Consider the following 18,586-nt stretch of genomic DNA (forward strand, 5'->3'; position numbering starts at 1 on the left):
TTCATTTCGGGCGAACTCTCTCAGCGACAAGCCAGGCCAGGATGATCCGGCGATGAACGTCACCGAATATCTCAAGCCTGCCGGAACCGTGCTGTTCGTCATCGTGCTCGGCGTCGGCTATTATTGGTTCGAGCATCGGCATCGTCCGGAAAAGAAGGAAACGCCGGGCGAAGCGCTCGTCATCGTGACGAAATCGACCAACGCCTGCTTCTCCGACCTGGTTCGGGTAACCGGCTTCTTCGTGCCGCGCCGCGAGGCCGTGGTCATCGCCGAGCAGGAAGGTTCCAAGGTCACCGACGTGTTCGTCACGGAGGGAATGACCGTGACGGAAAATCAGGAGCTGGCCCGCCTGACGGCGCCGCCGCAGATTCCGGGTCAGCCGCAGCGCCCAGGCGCGCAGGGCCCGATCTCGCTGAAGGCTCCGGCCGCCGGCCTCGTCACCGAGGTCCGCACCATCGTCGGCGCCCCGGCCTCGCCGCAGGCCGGCCCGATGTTCCGCATCGCCGTCAACAACGAGATCGAGCTGGATGCGCAGGTCCCCGCCGTCCACATGCCGAAGCTCAGCCCCGGCGCGACGGTCCGGATCAGCCGCGACGACGCGTCCGACCTGATCGGACGGGTCCGGCTGGTCGCACCGGAGATCGACCGCGCCACCCAGCTCGGCCGCGTCCGCATCAGCGTCACCAACAATCCGTCGCTGAAGGTCGGCGTGTTCGCCCGCGCGTCCATCGACGCCAAGCGGAGCTGCGGCGTCGCCGTGCCGAAGACCGCCATCGACCATCTCACCGTCCAGGTGGTCAAGGGCAACACCATCGAAACACGCAAGGTGCGTGTCGGGCTGACGTCCGACAGCGCGACAGAAATTCTGGAAGGGCTCGACGTCGGCGAAATCGTCGTGGCCGACGCCGGTTCCTCGCTGCACGACGGCGACCAGATCAAAACCATGTTCGCCGATGAACTCGATCGATCGCGGGTACGCTGATGGCTCTCAATATCTCGGCTTGGTCGATCCGCAATCCGCTGCCGTCGGTTGTCTTTTCGATCATCCTCCTGATCCTCGGCTGGGTCTCCTTCACCAAGCTCGCGGTGACGCGGCTGCCGTCGGCCGACATTCCCGTGATCTCGGTGGCGGTGTCGCAGTTCGGCGCGGCGCCCACCGAACTCGAATCCCAGGTCACCAAGACGGTTGAAGACGCCGTTTCCGGCGTCGAGGGCGTGCGGCACATCACCTCCTCGATCACCGATGGTCTGTCGGTCACAACCATCCAGTTCGCGCTGGAAACCAACACCGACCGCGCGCTCAACGACGTCAAGGACGCGGTGACGCGCGTGCGCTCCAACCTGCCGCAGAACGTCACCGAGCCGCTGATCCAGCGCGTCGACGTGATCGGCCTGCCGATCGTCACCTACGCCGCGATCTCGCCCGGCAAGACGCCGGAGCAGCTCTCCTATTTCGTCGACGACGTGGTCAAGCGCGCGCTGCAGGGCGTGCGCGGCGTCGCACAGGTCGAGCGCATCGGCGGTGTCGAACGCGAGATCCTGGTCTCGCTCGATCCCGACCGTCTGCAGGCGATGGGACTCACCGCCGTCAACGTCAGCCAGAGCCTGCGCGGCACCAATGTCGACGTCGCCGGTGGACGGGCCGAGATCGGCAAGAACGACCAGGCGATCCGCACGCTCGCGGGCGCCAAGACGCTGAGCGATCTCGCCGGCACCATGATCCCGCTGTTCGGCGGCGGCGAGGTCCGGCTCGACGATCTCGGCACCGTCACCGACACCATCGCCGATCGCCGCACCTTCGCCCGCTTCAACGGCGAGCCGGTCGTCGCGCTCGGCATCAAGCGTTCCAAGGGCGCCAGCGACGTCGTGGTCGCCGCCGCCGTGCAGAAGCGCATCGACGCGCTGAAGGCCGCCTATCCCGACGTCGACCTCAAGCTGATCGATACCTCGGTCGAGTACACCAAGGGCAATTACGAGGCGGCGATTTCGACCCTGTTCGAGGGCGCCATCCTCGCGGTCGTGATCGTGCTGTTGTTCCTGCGCGACTTGCGCGCCACGATCATCGCCGCGATCTCGCTGCCGCTGTCGATCTTCCCGGCGTTCTGGGCGATGGACATCCTCGGCTTCTCGCTGAACCTCGTCAGCTTCCTCGCGATCACGCTGTCGACAGGCATTCTCGTCGACGACGCCATCGTCGAGATCGAGAACATCGTCCGGCACATGAACATGGGCAAATCGCCCTATCGTGCCGCACTGGAGGCCGCCGACGAGATCGGCCTCGCGGTGATCGCGATCTCACTCACGATCATCGCGATCTTCGCGCCGGCGAGCTTCATGTCGGGCATCGCCGGGCAGTTCTTCAAGCAGTTCGGCATCACCGTGTCGGTGCAGGTGTTCTTCTCGCTGCTCGCCGCGCGCTTCGTGACGCCGATGCTGGCCGCGTACTTCCTCAAGCATCACAATCACGAGGAGCCGCCGCCGGGCCGGATTCTGCGCACCTACCACAAGATCGTCGCCTGGTCGGTGAAGCATTATTTCATCACCGTGCTGATCGGCTTCGGCATCTTCGCCGCCTCGATCTGGAGCATCACGCTGCTGCCGCAAGGCTTCCTGCCCGCGCAGGATAGCGCGCGCTCGCTGCTCGCGATCGAGCTGCCGCCCGGAACCCAGCTCTCCTACACCGAGAAGGTCACCGAGGACATCGTCGCGCGCCTGCGCAAGCGGCCGGAGGTCAAGAGCATCTTCGTCGACGGCGGACGTGTCCCGCCGGGGACACAGGAAGTGCGCCGGGCCGCCTTGATCATCAACTACACGCCCAAGACCGACCGCGACATCACCCAGCGCGAACTCGAATTCTCGATCAGCCAGGAACTCGAGAACATCCCCGACATCCGCTTCTGGTTCCTCGACGAGAACGGCCTGCGCGCGATCTCGCTGGTGGTGACCGGCGTCGACGCCAACATCGTCAACAACGTCGCGAGCGAGCTCGCGACGCAGATGAAGCGAATTCCGACGATCTCCAACGTGATCTCGGAAACCGCGCTCGAACGCCCCGAGCTGCGCATCGAGCCGCGCGCCGATCTCGCCGCGCGTCTCGGCGTCTCGACCGAGAGCCTGTCGCAGACCATCCGCGTCGCGACCATCGGCGACGTCGGTCCGGCTCTCGCCAAGTTCGACGTCGGCGACCGCCTGGTGCCGATCCGGGTCCAGCTCGAGGATGCCGCGCGCGGCAATCTCAAGACCCTGGAGCAATTGCGCGTGCCGCTCGGCGAGCGCGGCGAGAAGGGCGGCGTACCGCTCTCCGTCATCGCCGACGTCAAGCTCGATCAGGGCCCGACCAGCATCAACCGCTACGATCGTGAGCGGCAGGCGACCGTCGCCGCCGACCTCGTCGGCTCCGCCGCGCTCGGCGACGCCACCAAGAAGATCGCCGAGCTTCCGGTGATGAAGAGCCTGCCGAAAGGCGTGAGGGTCAGTCCCTCGGGCGATGCCGAAAGCCTGAACGAACTGTCCGACGGCTTCGCCACCGCGATCACCGCCGGCCTGATGATGGTCTATGCGGTGCTGGTGCTGCTGTTCGGCACTTTCCTGCAACCGATCACCATCCTGTTCTCGCTGCCGCTGTCGATCGGCGGCGCCATCGCGGCCCTGCTCGTCACCGGAAAGCAGCTCACCACGCCGGTCTGGATCGGCATCCTGATGCTGATGGGCATCGTCACCAAGAACGCCATCATGCTGGTGGAATTCGCGATCGAAGCCATCAACGCCGGCAAGCCGCGCGACGAGGCGATGATCGATGCCGGCATGAAGCGCGCCCGCCCGATCGTGATGACCACGATCGCCATGGCCGCTGGCATGATGCCGAGCGCCCTCGCGGTCGGCGCCGGTGGCGAGTTCCGCTCACCGATGGCGCTCGCGGTGATCGGCGGCCTGATCTTCTCGACGATCCTGTCGCTGGTGTTCGTGCCCGCGATGTTCATGGTGATGGACGATCTCGGCGCGCTGATCTGGCGCTTCGGCAAGCGGCTGATCGTGCACAGCGAGGACGCCGAGATCACCGATCATCACGGAGCCGCGCCCGCCGGCGCCGCACCGCCGGTCCCGAAGAGCATCGTGCATCCTGCAGCCGAGTAGACGAGGCAGGGACGGACTATGCCGGCACGATCCGGCAGGCAGTCCTCCGCGGGCCAGATGTCGTGAAGAATCGTCGCTGCTACGAAGAGCTTGCCGGCAAGCGCCGGCCATAGCGTTCGCGCATGTCGAAGCCGAAAAGCAGGGTGTGTCGCCCCGATGAGATCGAGGCGCGCCTCTGCGCTTTATTCGTTTCGCGCGATCGATGTCAGCTTGGTCATGTTGCGCAGCAGGATGCGGCCGCGCTGGAGATCGAGGATCGCCTCCTTGCGCCAGGCCTGAAGCTGGCGGTTGACGCTCTCGCGGGCGGCACCGACGAACACGCCGAGCTGCTCCTGCGAGATATGAACCTCGGAGCCGAAATCGGCCGCGAGCGCGCAGAGCCGCCGGGCGAGGCGCACCGGCAGCGGCTGCAACATGGACTCTTCCATGCGCTCGCTCTGCCACCGAATGCGCTGGCAAAGCAGCGCGATGATCTTGATCGCGACCTTCGGTTCACGTTCGAGGAAGGTGAGGAAGTCTTCGCGCCGCAGCACGAACAATTCGCTGGCTTCGCCTGCGGTCGCATCCGCCGTGCGGCTCTGGCCGTCGAGCACGGCGACCTCGCCGAACAGATCGCCGGGCCCCATGAAGTTCAGCGTCAACCGGCTGCCGTCGGAGGCGCCGGTCTCGATGCGGACCTGGCCGCGGCGAACACCGAACAGCGCATCGCCGGCATCACCCTTCTGAAACAGGACCTCGCCGTTCGCCAGATGCTGGGTGTGACAGAGATTGGACAACCGCTGAAGTTCGTCAGTGCCCAGATCGGCGAACATCGGGTTCATCTTCAGGATGACCGCAAATTCGGCCTGCTTGCTCATTTCAATTTCCCTGTAAATTTCCTTGGCAAATCGCTTGGAACCATCAACATCACAATCGCGTAAAACCGCGCCGGAGAAGTGTGTCATAAGTCACATAACTTTGCAGCACCCCCGGACTATTTTTGGCCGCTTGGAGCAGCTTCCCGTCCCGGGATAAACTCCGGCGCAAAGGACGGGTGACATGCCGGATGCGGCACCGCTCGTCCCTCGTTGGAAAGTCGACATGAGAGCAGTCAAATTCGCCGGCGTCGCGATGGTCGCCGTCATCATCGTCATCGCGCTTCTCCTGGTGATCGGGATCCCCTCGGGCTTCCTGTCCTCGACGATTGCCTCGCGGGTCGAGAGCGCGACCGGCTATCGCCTGTCGATCGACGGCACCACGAAAATCAGCCTGTGGCCGACGCTGAACGTCACGCTGAACGATCTCACGCTGCAGGATCCGAAGGACCGTAGCGGCATCACACGCCTCACCGTCGACAGCGTGCAGGCCGACATGTCGCTCTCCAGCGTGTGGTCGGGCCGTCCGAAGATCAGCGAGCTCATCATCACCCATCCGGTGCTCTTCCAGCCGCTGCTGCGCGAGCGCCTGCCGAATGCGGACGCGTCGACCAAACCGCTCGCGATCGATATGGACGGTGCGACCATAGACCGCATCAGGATTGCCGATGGCGAAGTCGCGTTCTCGCGCGTGCGCGACCGTATCGAAGGCCGCGTCAGTGCCATCAATGCCGAAGCCGTCGCCGGCCGCGACCGCAAGGTCACGTTCAACGGAACCGCACGCGCCGGGGAACATCCCCTGAAGTTCGACATCAAGGCGATCACACCGGCGCCGCCGATCGATCGGCAGACGATACCGGTCGATTTTTCCATCGACATGCCCGACGTGCTGTCGTCCCAGCTCACCGGCCACGCCGAGATCCGGCTCAACGGCGCGATCGTGATGATCAACGGGGTGAACGGCGCGTTCGGCAATGGCGCGTTCAACGGCTGGGCCTCGGTCGACATCGCGAGCAAGCCCCTGGTCAAGGTCGATCTCGACTTCCAGCGGCTTGCCGTTCCGCTGTCGAAGACACCAGAGAACGCATCCGGCCAGCCCTGGAGCGATGCGCCGATCGACGTCTCCGGCCTCAATTATGTCGATGCTCAAATCAGGATTTCGGCCAATGAGGCCGTGATCGGCGAGGCCCGCCTCGCCCCACTCGCGTTCGATGCGAAGCTCGCCGGCGGCGTGCTGAAAGCAGGGACCTCCAATCTCGGCGCCTATGGCGGCCAGGTCTCGGGCGAGGTGATCCTGGATGCGACCAGCGGCTCGCCCAGCTTTGCGATGCATTCCGATCTCGTCGGCGTCCGCGCGTTGCCGTTGCTCCAGGGTCTCGCCGATTTCGACCGGATCGACGGCAGGCTGCAGGCCAAGCTCGCGCTGCGCAGCGCCGGCACCAGCCAGCGCGCGCTGATGGCGAACATGCAGGGGACCGCATTCGCCAATTTCCAGGACGGCGCCATTCGCGGCATCAACGTCGCGCAGATGATCCGTTCGCTGACGTCCGGAACGCTCTCCGGCTGGCAGCAGGGCGAGCAGCAATCCACCGACCTGTCCCAGCTCTCCGCCTCGTTCCGCATCGACAAGGGCCAGGCGGTAACGACCGATCTCAACCTGATCGGCCCATTGGTGCGCGTGACCGGCGCCGGCACGATCGCCCTCGACACCAAGATGATGGGGTTCCGCGTCGAGCCGAAACTGGTGCTGACCACGGAGGGCCAGGGCCGCACCACCGAACCGGTCGGCTTCGGCATCCCCGTGATGATCGAAGGCTCCTGGTCGCAGCCGCGGATCTACCCCGACATGGCAGGCGTGCTGGACAATCCGGACGCCGCCTATGCCAGGCTGCGCGAGATGGGCAAGGGTCTGTTCGGCCCCGACGGCGCGGGGCTCGGCAATATCCTGGGCAGCTTCGGACTTGGCGGCGCAGCGCCGAACGGCGGCAACGCCGCCGGCAACACCAATCCGCAGGGGCAGCAGCCGGCGCAGAACAATCCGCTCGGCGGCGCGCTGGGGGAGACGATCGGCAATCTGATCCAGCAAGGGCTCTCCAGCGGCGCCGGCCGGAGCCGCAGCCTGCCCGCAACACCGTCGACGCCCGCACCGCAGGCTTCGCCGGCGCCTCCCGTCACGCAGGAGGACCCGCCGGTCGCGCAGCAGGACAGCCAGCCGATGAACGACGTGCTGCGGCAACTCTTCAATCGGTAATCGGCGGACCAACGCTGGGGACTCCGCGGCAACGTCTACCTCAGGCGCTGCATCGCTTCTTCGTCCGAACGGATGAGGCGCGGACCGTGGCGGCTGCGACAATTCACCACCCGTCCCGCCCGGCATGGCGCCTGCATCGGGTAACCACGTCGGCCGCGGCGCCGGTCCCCTGGCCCAAATTGTGGTAGAAGTGTCGCAGGGCCGGTACGGCCCGTAGCGCCGGCGTTTGTGGCGGCGCAAGAGGATCCGGATGGCGGGAGCGAAAGACAAGACCTGGTTTCTGCGCGAGGGCCTGTTCGCAAAATATGTCGTCTCCCTCGTCGGCCTCGTCGTGTTCGTGCTCGCCGTCAACGGCGCGATGGAGACCTGGATCTCCTACCGCGCCACCAAGACGACGCTGACGGACGGGCTGGGGGACAAGGCTCAGGCCGCCGCCCGGCGGATCGAACAGTCGGTGTCCGAGCTCGAACGCCAGATCAGCTGGGTGACTCGGGCCAGCCAGGACACCATCGAGAAGCGCCGCGCCGACTACGCCCAGCTCCTGCACCAGGTCTCGGTCGTCAGCCAGCTGTTCCAGCTCAACGGCGATGGCCGCGAGGTGCTCCGGGTCTCGCGTCAATCGACCTCGACCGGCGGCAATGCCGATCTTTCCCGTGACATGCGCTTTACCGACACGGTCGCACGCGGCGTCAGCTATTCGCCGGCCTATTTCTCCGACAAGACGCCTTTCATGTCGATCTCGGTGGCGCATTCCGGCTTCAATGCCGGCGTCACGGTCGCCGACATCGATCTCAGCTTCCTCTCCGACTTCCTCTCCGATGCCCAGGTCGGCAAGGCCACCTTCGCCTATGTAGTCGATCCGCGCGGGCGGGTGCTGGCGACGTCGTCGAAGGGGCCCGATGTCGGCAAGGACCTGTCGAAACTGCCGCAAGTCGCCGCCGCGATCGCCCCCGGCCGCGAGCCAGGTTCGTCAGGCACCGACTTCAACGGCTATTCGGTGCTGACGGCCGCCAGCGCCGTGCCGAAGCTCGGCTGGAGCGTGATGTTCGAGCAGCCGACCACGCAGGCGCTGATGCCGATCCGCGACCAGCTCGTCCGCATCGCGCTCCTGATCGGCGTGGGCCTGATGGTCGCGATCCTCGCCGGAACGCTGCTGGCGCGCCGCATGATCATCCCGATCACGGCGCTGCGCGACGGCGCGCATCGGCTCGGCGAAGGCGATTTCAGCCACCGCATCGACGTACACACCTCCGACGAGCTCGAAGAGCTCGCCGGACAGTTCAACCGCATGGCCGGCCAGCTCCAGGAGACCTATTCGGACCTCGAAACCAAGGTCGAGGAACGCACGCGCGACCTCGCGCAGTCGATCAACGAGCTCAAGGTGCTGGAAGAGGTCGGCCGCGCGGTCGCCGCTTCGCTCGATCTCAACGCCGTGCTGCCGACGATCGCCGCGCGCGCGCTCGAGATCACCCATGCCGATGCGGTGCTGATCTACGGCCACGATGCCGAGACGCGGCGCTTCAACCTGGTCGAGGCCGACGGCATCGACAAGTCGCAGGAGGGTGCGCATGTCACGATCGACGAGGGCGCGAACATCCTGAGCGATGCCGCCGGCAGCGGCGAGCCGATCGCGATTGCCGATCTCGACCATGCCGCCGAGCAGCCGCTGCGCGACGTCGCGGTCAATGCCGGCTTCCATTCCGTGCTGGTGGTGCCGCTGGTCGACCAGCAGGGCACGCTGGGCTCGCTGGTGGTGCTGCGCCGTGCCAGCGGCGAGTTCGAAGGCAGCGTGATCGGGCTGATGCGCACGTTCGCGCACCAGGCCGTGCTGGCGATGCGCAATGCGCGCCTGTTCACCGAAGTCGACCACAAGGGCCGCGAGCTCGCCGCCGCGCACGAGACCGTGCAGCAACAGGCGACGCAGCTGCAGGAGCAGACCGAGCAGCTCCGCAACTGGAACCGATCTTTGGAGGAACGAGTCGAGAAGCAGCTCGGCGAGATCGGCCGCATCAAGCGGCTCGAGCGCTTCCTCGCACCGCAGGTCGCGCAACTGATCGCCTCCTCCGACGGCCACGACGCGCTGCTCGACAGCCATCGCCGCGAGGTCACCGTCGTGTTCTGCGACCTGCGCGGCTTTACATCGTTCACGGAAGCCACCGAGCCGGAAGAGGCGATGAACGTGCTGCGCGAATATCACGCCGCGCTCGGCGAGCTGATCCACCGCTACGAAGGCACGCTCGACCGCTTCGCCGGCGACGGCGTGATGATCCTGTTCAACGCACCGATCCAGTTCGCCGACCATACCAAGCGCGCGGTGAAGATGGCGGTCGAGATGCGCGACGCGATCGGCATCCTCACCGAGAAATGGAAGAACCGCGGCCACTCTCTCGGCTTCGGCCTCGGCGTCGCCATGGGCTACGCCACGCTCGGCCAGATCGGCTTCGAGCAGCGGCTGGAATACGCCGCGATCGGTAGCGTCACCAACCTCGCCTCACGCCTCTGCGACGAAGCCAGGGCCGGACAGGTCGTGGTCAGCCGGCGCGTCTACGGCATGGTCGAGCCCTGGGTCGAGGCGCGTGCGCTCGACGATCTCCAGCTCAAGGGCTTCAATCATCCCGTGCTGGCGATGGAGATCCTGTCGTGGCACGAGGAAGTGGACAACGTGGTGGATGCCTCCGCGGCGCGGCGGCGGATGTAAGGGCGGCAGCGCGGAGCACGACAAGCACCCGGGGTTCGCCGGAGCGCGCGAGCGATCACGCCCCGCGTTTCGGTCCGATCGCCTCGAAGCCGGCTTTCTGTTCGTCGCTCAAATCGGCCTCGAAATCGTCGAGCGCGTCGCCGACGCCTTTCACGGCCGTCAGCATCTTTTCAAGCCGCGCCTTGGCCGCGGCAAGTCGTGCCTGCGGCGTCACGGCGGGTTTCGCCGGACAGGCGCTCAGCGTCTCCATGGTGCGGAGCGTCGTGTCCTGAAGCACGTCGAGCCTGGCGCGGCCGGTGTCGTCGAGACGGAGCGTCGAGGCGATCGTGTCTGCGGGCCATTGCTGCTGCACCAGTTGCTGGTACTGGCGTTGCGCCTGCACATCGTAGCGGGGATCATAGTCCGGCTGGCAGGCCGCCGCCTGGGCGTCCTTGTGCTGGCCTGCTGCCGGCGCTGCGCGGCGGTCCGTGGCCAATGCTCCGAGCTTGGCCTTCTGGTCGTCGTCGAGCAGATCGACGAACTTCGCGAGCGGCGCCGCGACGATATCCGTCGCCTTAATCATCGCCTCCAGCCGCGTCTGCATCACGCCGAGCCGTTCCGACGCGGTCGCTGGCGCCTGTGTCGGGCAGGAGGCACGGATGGTGTCGCGCGCCGTGCTCCAGGCTGCGCCGAGATCATCGAGCGCTGCGCGCTGCAATTCGTTCGGCTGCACCGCGGCCGTGATCCGCTCGGCGGGCAGCCCGCCGGTGTCGCTGGCGTCACAGACAGTCTCTACGGTTGGAATTCGTCGCGCGCGCCTGCCTTGCGGCGCCGTGTAGGCGGCGAGTTCGGCGGCGGCATAGGGCGCGAAGACCGCGGCATAGATGTCGCCATAGCCATAGAGCGAGATGCTGGCCGTATCGCCGAAGATCACGGCCGCGGTGAGATCGTCATGGGCGAGCGGCCAGAACACCGGCCCGACCCAGCCGTAGCTGCCGTCGGGGTGACGCCACCAGCCCTGCGGGCGACGGCCACCGTGCCAGCCGGATAGAGCGGCGCCCGCGGTGAGCGCCGCACGCAGCGCGTATCGATTGGCGAGTTGGCCAGCTTCGGCCCCACGGGGGTCTTGCGGACGAAGCGCGGCGGTGCGGTAGCGGCTGCCGCGCACCGACATGCGGGCTTGGCGAAGCCGCGACAGGCCGATTACGTGACCGATGGCGAAGCGCGCCACACCGAGCGGGCCGCCGCGAAGTCCGAACCTGGCCTCCGCCGTGTTCGGCAGCAGCACTGCCAGACCTACGAAGGCCGCGCCGGCCATCGCCAATCCCATCCGCGATCTCGACATGACCACCTCTTGGCCCTCCTCCCGCGCCAAGCACGCATCGCGTCGCATCGGGAAGACTCGGAGCGGAACCAAAGGTTCCGGCCACCGCGACTGTCAAAGCGTCGCAGAACGGCGCGGCGATCGGCGAGACAAGCTGTGGTCGCGGCGGCGATGCGCGTGGCCCGCGATACGGCCGGCAAGGCCAGCCGTCACTCCCTCGGCAGCACGAAGGTCTGGCCGGGATAGATCAGGTTGGGATTCTGGATCTTGTCGCGGTTGGCCTTGAAGATCAGCGCGTAGCGGGAGCCGTCGCCATAGGCGAGGCGGCTGAGTGCCCACAGGCTGTCGCCGCGGGAGATCACCCGGCTTCCACCCTGCGCGGCAGGCGCGCCGTTGAAGATGTCGGCGGGCGACGCCGATGCGACCGTCGCTTCGGCCGGCGCACGTGCCATGAGCCGCGGCTTTGGCGCGGTCATCATTCTGGGCCGCGCCGCCGATTTGTCCGGGACCGCGGCAAGACGCGGCGCCGCGGCCGGCAGGGACGCGACGACGTCGTGCTTCTCATCAGGCTTCTCGGCCTGCTTCGTCTCGGACCTGCCGGGCGGCGGCGCAAGGCGCGGCGGGGGCGATGCTTCCGCGATCGTCACCGGCATGCTGCGGCTGGATTGCGTGACGGTGCCATCCGGCGCTTTGGCGCGCAGCGTCAGTTCATAAGTGCCGGCGGGAAGCTGCGGCGGGGTCATCACGAACTGACCGGCGGCATCCGCCACCACCGTGTCGAGGGGCTGGCCGTCGCGCAACAATTCGACTTTCGAACCGGGTGCAGCGCGGCCTGCGATCACCGCCGCTTCGCCGTTGGCGTCGATGCGTCCGACGTCGAAACGGGGGCCGGTGTCAGCGACGGCCGGCGGCGGCTTGACCGGGGCGAGATCGGCGAGCGCGGCCGTGACCTGCTTCTGCGTCTCCGCGACCGTGCCCGCCTGCGGCGCGGCGGACGGCGCCGGCGATGACGACGGCGCGGGCGGCACGGCGACAGCCGCCGATTTCTGGTCCTCGGGCTTCGGCTCCGTCTTGGCCGGGACCTCGGCCTGGGCCTGCGGCTTGGCATCCTGCTTCGCCGCTCCGGTCTCGGGCTTGGCCGCGACCGCGACCTCGGTGGCCGCACCGCCCGTCAGCAGGCGGCGTAGCTCGGTGGGACCAACCACGACCACGGTGCCCACCGCCGCAAGCAGGCAGAATGCAATGAAGGCCTTCAATGCGGTCATCATCGGACAGCGAACCCTTGATCAGCGAACCCGTGGCGTGAGCGATGACGTCAACCTGCGCCGATTTGCCCACGGCAGCAAGACGGTCGATGGAATGATGACAGGGGACTTGGCCTTCCGGCGCCGCCGCGTGAACCGGCGCGGCCCGGCGGGCGTCAAATGACCAGGGCTACCCCTCCACATGTCTGAGGAATTCCCGGTGAATGCATTTGACCGTCCGGCGCAGTGGCTGGTGCTCGCCCTGACACTCGCCGTCTTCCCGGCTTGCGCCGCGTCCGGTCCCCCGCCGGGTTTCGTCCTGACCGACGACGCCGATCTCGCCCTCACCTCGCCCGACGGTGCCACGAAGCTCGAGCAGTACACGAAGGAGACGCAGGATTTCGACGTGAAGTGGCAGGTCTGGGCCCGGCGCGGCGACGAGATGACCGAATTGAAGCCGGAACAGGACTATCCGGCCAGCTTCCGCTTCACCAGGGATTCGCAATGGCTGGTACGGATGCAGAAGACCGGCTCGGGTGAACAGGACCTGTACCTCTACCGTGCCGAGAAGGGCCGCTTCGCAAGTGCGACGAAGACGTCGCTCGGCGATCTCGCCTGGGCCTATTTCTACAGCCGGCCGGACACCCGGAAGATGCCCAGGCTCGACTTCCACATCTCGGCCAATCTCCTGAAGGGCACGGAGGAGGCCTATCGCTGGCTCGGCGTGGACTGGCCCGACGACCGTTATCTCGTGATCTCGTTGTCGGGCGAACTGGACAGGCACCCGAAGAACGTCATGACGAAGGGACTGGGCGACTGGCGCTGCCGCTATGATCTGACGACCGGGACCTTCGACGTGCCGGCGGTGTTCGCCAAGGCGAATGCGCAAGCGCTGAACTGGGAGATCCGCAGGTCGAGGTGACTGCCGCCGCCTCCGGACGAGGCGGCCGAACCAGTGTCCCCTCCCGGCTTCCAGAAAATCGCGAAAACAACCCCATGCACAGTAGGCCGCCGCACGCGGTGGCGGCGCCTAACCCACGCCACGTGCTTCCTTTCCGGCGCCCGCGCGGCCCAACCCCCTGATTCCGCACCGATTAATAGTTCCCTAACCTACGATGGTAACGGGGTCTTGGCGATTTTGCTGCATTTTGCATCCCACGGGAGGGCTGAATGGGCGCATCAATTCGATGGACCGCGCGCATGCGCGCGCTGCTTCGGCGGTGGCGTGGGGCGCCGCTGACCTGGCTGATCGTGGGAGGGTTCGTGCTGATGGCCGCGACCGCCATCGGTACCGCGCTCACCGTCGACCGTTTCCGGCAGAACGCAATCGAAAGCGGCCGCGACAATCTCGAAAGCGCCGTGCGGCTGCTGGCCCGGCATTTCGACCGCGAATTCGAGGATTTCGCGGTGCTGCAGAAGAGCATCATCGCCGAGCTCGAAGGCCACGGCATCGAATCCCCCGACATATTCCGCAGCGAGATGGCCACGCTCGCCATGCACGAGGTGCTGCGCAACAAGGCCAGCGGCTGGTCCGACGTCGCCGGCGCCAACGTGTTCGATTCCAACGGCGTGCTGATCAATTCATCCAAGCGCTGGCCGGTCGCCGACATCTCGGTGGCCGACCGCGGCTATTTCAAGCGCCTCAAGAGCGATGCGGCGTCACAGGAAGAGGTCGAGGTCGTTCCCGGCCGGTTCGGCGGCGGACCGGCGATCGTGTTCGCGCGGCGCGTGTCCGGACCGCACGGCGAGTTCCTCGGCATGGTGTCGCGCGCCGTCGCGCCGGAGCAGCTCGAATCCTTCTTCGCGTCGACCGGCCTCGGTGACGAATCCTCGATCGCGATGCATCACCAGAACGGCCAGTTGCTCGCGCGGATTCCGCATGTCGACGAGATGATCGGGCAGAACTACCGCAAGGGTTCGCCCGACCAGAAGGCGGTGTTCGAGCGCACCTTCGTCACGACACAGCTCGCCAGCCCGATGGACGGCAAGGACCGCATTATTGCCTCGCGCATGCTGACCGGCGAACCGCTGGTGGTGATCGCGACCAAATCGCTGGATGCGACGCTCGCCACCTGGCGCACGCAGACGAAATTCTTCGTCGCCGTCGCCGTGCTGTCGATCGGCCTGCTCGTGCTCACGCTGTTCCTGATCTTCCGCCAGGTGACGCGCCAGCTCAGCGCGGAGAAGCAGCGTCTCGACACCGCGATGAACACGATGACGCAAGGTCTTCTGATGTTCGACCAGGACGAGCGGCTGATCGTCTGCAACCGGCGCTATATCGAGATGTACCGGCTGTCGACCGACGTGGTGAAGCCGGGCGCCTATTTCCGCGACGTGATCCAGCACCGTCAGGACACCGGCTCGTTCGAGGGCGATGTCGATTCCTACTGCGACGACATCCTGGGCGGCGTCGGGGAGATGCAGAGCTCGATCGTGGAGACGAGGGACGGACGCCTGATCGAGATCAAGAACCAGCCGGGCACCTCCGGCGGCTGGCTCGCGACCCATGACGACGTCACCGAGCGCATCCGCGCCGACGAGCGCATCGCGCATATGGCGCATTACGACACGCTCACCGATCTTCCCAACCGCGTGCTGATGCGCGGGCATCTGGAACGTCGCGTGGCGGAGCTGGCCGACGGCAACCCGTTCGCGATCCTTTACATCGACGTCGACGAGTTCAAGGGCGTCAACGACTCGCTCGGGCACGAAGTCGGCGACGAACTGCTGCGCCAGGTCGCCAACCGCCTGCGCGCCTGCGTCAGCGGCAACGACCTCGTCGCGCGGCTCGGTGGCGACGAGTTCGCCATCGTCAAGGCCGGCACGAAGGACCAGGCCGAGCTCACGGAGCTGGCCGAGCGGATCCTGAAGGCGTTGCGCACGCCCGTGAACTGCAAGGGCCAGGAGATTCCGACCGATGCCAGCATCGGCATCGCGGTCGCGCCCGACCACGGCGACAATCTCGACGACCTGCTCAAGCGCGCCGACCTCGCGATGTATGCGGCAAAGTCCGAAGGACGCGGCACGTTCCGCATCTTCATCCCCGAATACGACGCCAAGGCGCGGCAACGCCGGCAGCTCGAACTCGACCTGCGGCAGGCGCTCGCGCGCGGCGAATTCGAGGTGCACTACCAGCCGCTGGTCGACCTCGCCGCCAATGTCGTGACCGGCTGCGAAGCGCTGCTGCGGTGGCGCCATCCGGAGCGCGGCATGATTTCGCCGGCCGACTTCATCCCGGTCGCGGAAGAGACCGGCATGATCGGCGAGATCGGCGAATGGGTGCTCAAACAGGCCTGCACCGAAGCGGCAGGCTGGCCCGGCCAGATCCACGTCGCGGTGAACGTCTCGCCAGTCCAGTTCCGCGCCAAGACGCTGGCGCTCAAGGTCGCGGCGGCGCTTGCCGAGTCAGGCCTCGCGCCGGGACGGCTCGAGCTCGAGGTCACCGAGACCGTGCTGATCCGCGACGACGAGGAAGCTCTGACGATCCTGCAGCAGCTTCGCGAGCTCGGCGTGCGCATCGCGCTCGACGATTTCGGCACCGGCTATTCGTCGCTGAGCTATCTACACCGCTTCCCGTTCGACAAGATCAAGATCGACCGCAGCTTCATCAGCGACATCGGCGAGCCCGAGGATTCCTCTCCGATCGTCCAGGCCGTGGTGCATATGGCGGCTGCCCGCCACATGGCGACGACGGCGGAAGGCGTCGAGACGGAGGCGCAGCGCGAGGTGCTGCGGCAGCTCGGATGCAGCCAGATGCAGGGCTGGCTGTTCAGCCCCGCCGTGCCCGCGGCGAAGTTGAAGCAATTGCTGACGGCGCAAGCGGCAGCGGCCGCCTAGCTGACGCATCCGCTTCAGGCTTCATCGACTTTCGGCCGGCGCCTGCTCGCATCCAGCGCCGGCTCCCGGCCGCCATCCGACATCGACGACCGACATTTGTGCCTGCCGGTTGAACGCGATCGCATGGTCACGCATGGCCAGAATACCGCGCTCGTCGCTGCCGCGCGGACATTGCACGGAATCGACCGAGACGCCCGCGCGTGTGAGCGAGTTGCGGAGCATGCGCTCCAGCTTCGACATGTCGACGGCGCATTGAAACGGGCTGGACATGTAGACCCTGCGCGCGGCCTCGGACAGCGCGAGGCAATAGCGCCACTCTTCCGCCCGTGCCGAGCCTGCGAACATCATCAAGCCCAAAGACAGGAGGCAGGCCTTCAGTATCCCGATTCGCATGTCAGCTTCGCCGCGCGCTTTCGATCCGGCAGCGCTGCGCGACGCACGCCGCATCAATCTCATCCGCGCGGTGCGGCGCGGACGTGCGAGCGTGCCGCATCGGCGGCGGCTGCCACGCTTGCTCTCATACGCCCGGCGACTTACACCGTCCTTACCTGCGGCCGAATTTCGTGCGCCCCTATGCCGCAACATCGCGCTGCGTCTGCGGGCCTGTCGCGGCCGCGTCCGGACTATCATAGCTCCGATGATCGCGCCGGTTTCACCGCGAACGGGATGGCTGTAGGCTGGACGCGCCCGTCGTTTCTCGAGAGCGGCTGTCGCTGGCCGAGTCCGGCGAGCCGCGGGATCGGTGGATGATGCTTCTTCTGTCGGGGAGTCGCGACGTCTGGCGGCGCCGCGCCGAGGCCTTCTCGGACAGCCCGTGGGGGCTGGCCCTGCTCGCGTTGATCGCGTTTGCGGACAGCTCTGTCCTGCCCGTCTTGCCCGACCTGCTGCTGGTACCGATGTTGCTGATCCGGCCGGAGCGGAGCGTGCTTCTGTGCACGGTCTGCGTCGCCGCGTCGTCCATCGGAGCTCTCGTCGGCTATGGCATCGGCCATCTCGCCTGGGCCGCGGCCGGACAAAGGCTGGTCGAGATCTATGGGCAAGCCGACAATTTTCGGCGCTATCAGCAGCTCGTCGAGAATTGGGGCGTGTGGATCATCATCGCCAAGAGCTTCACGCCGATCCCGTTCAAGTTCATTGCCATTGCCGCCGGCGTCGCGTCGATGAACTTGTTCAGCTTCACGGTCGCGGCCGTGCTGGGCCGTTTCCTGCATTTCGCGATTGTCACCGCGCTCGTCGTGCTCTGGGGAACGCGGTTCGTGCGATGGGTCGAGACATATCACCGATGGTTCGTCGGCATCGGGCTTGCCGCGGCGATCGGCCTCGGCCTCGCCTATGCGCTGCGCTGACGACGACATCGCGGGCCGGATCGGGAGGCTCCCGCGCAACGTCCGCGGTCAGGCTGTTCTCGTGCGCGGCCGTACCTGGGTCAAGGCAACGCCGGAGATCGCGAGCAACCCGCCGACGATCAGCTTCGGGGTCATTCTGTCGCCGAGGAACAGCACGCTTGAAATCAAGGCGAACACGGGCAGCAGCAGACCGAAGGGCGCAACGCGCCCCATCGAGCAGCGGGCGATCAGCCAGAACCAGAGGCTGAAGCCGACAATGCCTCCGATGAAGATGGTGTAGGCGAGCGCCAGCCATCCGCGCTGGTCCGCCGTCGCCAGGCTCGCGAGCTGCCCGTGTTCGAAGAGCAGCGACATCAGCAGGACTTGCGGCACCGTGAGCAGCGACGACCATCCCATCAAGATCAGGGGATCGAAAGGACCGTAACGTTTGGTCAGGACGTTGGACACGGCGAACGCGAAGGCCGCACCGATCACGAGCAGCAACGGGAGAGTGTTCGCCGACGCGCCCGGCTCCACCGCCAGAACGACCACACCGACGAATGCGAGGACCACGCCGGCCGACGTGGTGAGAGTGGGCCTCTCCGCGAGCAGCGGCCACGCGAGCAGGACGGTGAACGGCGTGGCGAGCTGATAGGCGACGGCCGACATGCTTCCAGAGCCGAGCCCGAGGCCCACATAGAACAGCCCGAAATTCAGGCCGCCAAGGAACAGCGAAATGGCCGCGATCGGGCCGAGCTGTTGGCGCGTCGGCCGCTTGACGAACGGAACGAGCAGCAGCGCGATGACCAGGAAGCGCAACGCGAGGAAGAACAACGGCGGAAACTCCGCGACGCCGACCTTGATGGCGACGAACTGGTAGCCCCAAAGCAAGGGAACGGCGACCGCGCAGACGATCTGGATGGGGGACACGCGGCACGTC

The 18,586-nt window shown here is 66.5% G+C and carries 13 protein-coding genes; 8 read left to right on the forward strand and 5 right to left on the reverse strand.

All coding sequences use genetic code 11. The annotated features are described in order from the left end of the window. Positions 1 to 52 precede the first annotated feature (52 nt). Together QM712_RS08420 and QM712_RS08425 are read left to right on the forward strand one after the other, a co-directional pair. Complete coding sequence (locus QM712_RS08420) at positions 53 to 982, forward strand: efflux RND transporter periplasmic adaptor subunit (RefSeq protein WP_415022613.1); 930 nt, start codon at positions 53 to 55, stop codon at positions 980 to 982. After that, entirely contained in the window at positions 982 to 4,134 is a 3,153-nt protein-coding gene (locus QM712_RS08425; RefSeq protein WP_415022614.1) for an efflux RND transporter permease subunit, read from the forward strand. The genes QM712_RS08420 and QM712_RS08425 overlap by 1 nt, the downstream gene beginning before the upstream one ends. Positions 4,135 to 4,316: 182 nt before the next feature. Here QM712_RS08425 and QM712_RS08430 read toward each other — a convergent pair whose 3' ends face one another. Beyond that, complete coding sequence (locus QM712_RS08430; RefSeq protein WP_415022615.1) at positions 4,317 to 4,991, reverse strand: Crp/Fnr family transcriptional regulator; 675 nt, start codon at positions 4,989 to 4,991, stop codon at positions 4,317 to 4,319. A gap of 223 nt (positions 4,992 to 5,214) precedes the next feature. Between QM712_RS08430 and QM712_RS08435 the strand changes: the two genes are divergently transcribed. Next, on the forward strand, positions 5,215 to 7,239 hold the full coding sequence (locus QM712_RS08435) for an AsmA family protein (protein ID WP_415022616.1): 2,025 nt from the start codon (positions 5,215 to 5,217) through the stop codon (positions 7,237 to 7,239). 250 nt (positions 7,240 to 7,489) lie between these two features. Further along, complete coding sequence (locus tag QM712_RS08440; protein ID WP_415022617.1) at positions 7,490 to 9,937, forward strand: adenylate/guanylate cyclase domain-containing protein; 2,448 nt, start codon at positions 7,490 to 7,492, stop codon at positions 9,935 to 9,937. Positions 9,938 to 9,992: 55 nt separating this feature from the next. On the opposite strand, the gene QM712_RS08445 is transcribed toward QM712_RS08440, so the two are convergent. Further along, on the reverse strand, positions 9,993 to 11,261 hold the full coding sequence (locus QM712_RS08445; protein ID WP_415022618.1) for a Spy/CpxP family protein refolding chaperone: 1,269 nt from the start codon (positions 11,259 to 11,261) through the stop codon (positions 9,993 to 9,995). Between the two features lie 188 nt (positions 11,262 to 11,449). Further along, positions 11,450 to 12,508 carry a LysM peptidoglycan-binding domain-containing protein gene (locus QM712_RS08450; RefSeq protein ID WP_415022619.1) on the reverse strand — a complete coding sequence of 353 codons (1,059 nt, stop codon included), beginning with the start codon at positions 12,506 to 12,508 and terminating at the stop codon, positions 11,450 to 11,452. Here QM712_RS08450 and QM712_RS08455 point away from each other — a divergent pair. From QM712_RS08455 to QM712_RS08465, 3 genes are all read left to right on the forward strand, one after another. Further along, a complete protein-coding gene (locus QM712_RS08455; RefSeq protein ID WP_415022620.1) occupies positions 12,483 to 12,668 on the forward strand; it encodes a hypothetical protein in 186 nt (61 codons plus the stop codon). The genes QM712_RS08450 and QM712_RS08455 overlap by 26 nt on opposite strands. A gap of 36 nt (positions 12,669 to 12,704) precedes the next feature. Beyond that, the gene (locus tag QM712_RS08460) at positions 12,705 to 13,406 is read left to right on the forward strand and encodes a hypothetical protein (RefSeq protein ID WP_415022621.1); all 702 of its coding nucleotides are present in this window, start codon (positions 12,705 to 12,707) and stop codon (positions 13,404 to 13,406) included. 248 nt (positions 13,407 to 13,654) lie between these two features. Continuing rightward, positions 13,655 to 16,321 (forward strand): EAL domain-containing protein, encoded by a 2,667-nt coding sequence (locus QM712_RS08465; protein ID WP_415022622.1) that lies wholly within the window; start codon positions 13,655 to 13,657, stop codon positions 16,319 to 16,321. 21 nt (positions 16,322 to 16,342) lie between these two features. Here QM712_RS08465 and QM712_RS08470 read toward each other — a convergent pair whose 3' ends face one another. Beyond that, positions 16,343 to 16,714: a hypothetical protein gene (locus QM712_RS08470; RefSeq protein WP_415022623.1), complete on the reverse strand. Its 372-nt coding sequence runs from the start codon at positions 16,712 to 16,714 to the stop codon at positions 16,343 to 16,345. Between the two features lie 353 nt (positions 16,715 to 17,067). Between QM712_RS08470 and QM712_RS08475 the strand changes: the two genes are divergently transcribed. After that, positions 17,068 to 17,667 (forward strand): YqaA family protein, encoded by a 600-nt coding sequence (locus QM712_RS08475; RefSeq protein ID WP_415022624.1) that lies wholly within the window; start codon positions 17,068 to 17,070, stop codon positions 17,665 to 17,667. Positions 17,668 to 17,715: 48 nt separating this feature from the next. Here QM712_RS08475 and QM712_RS08480 read toward each other — a convergent pair whose 3' ends face one another. Then, the gene (locus tag QM712_RS08480; protein WP_415022625.1) at positions 17,716 to 18,576 is read right to left on the reverse strand and encodes a DMT family transporter; all 861 of its coding nucleotides are present in this window, start codon (positions 18,574 to 18,576) and stop codon (positions 17,716 to 17,718) included. Between the last annotated feature and the right edge of the window lie 10 nt (positions 18,577 to 18,586).

The organism is Bradyrhizobium sp. (assembly GCF_047605465.1).
In the GTDB taxonomy this organism is placed as follows: Bacteria; Pseudomonadota; Alphaproteobacteria; order Rhizobiales; family Xanthobacteraceae; genus Bradyrhizobium.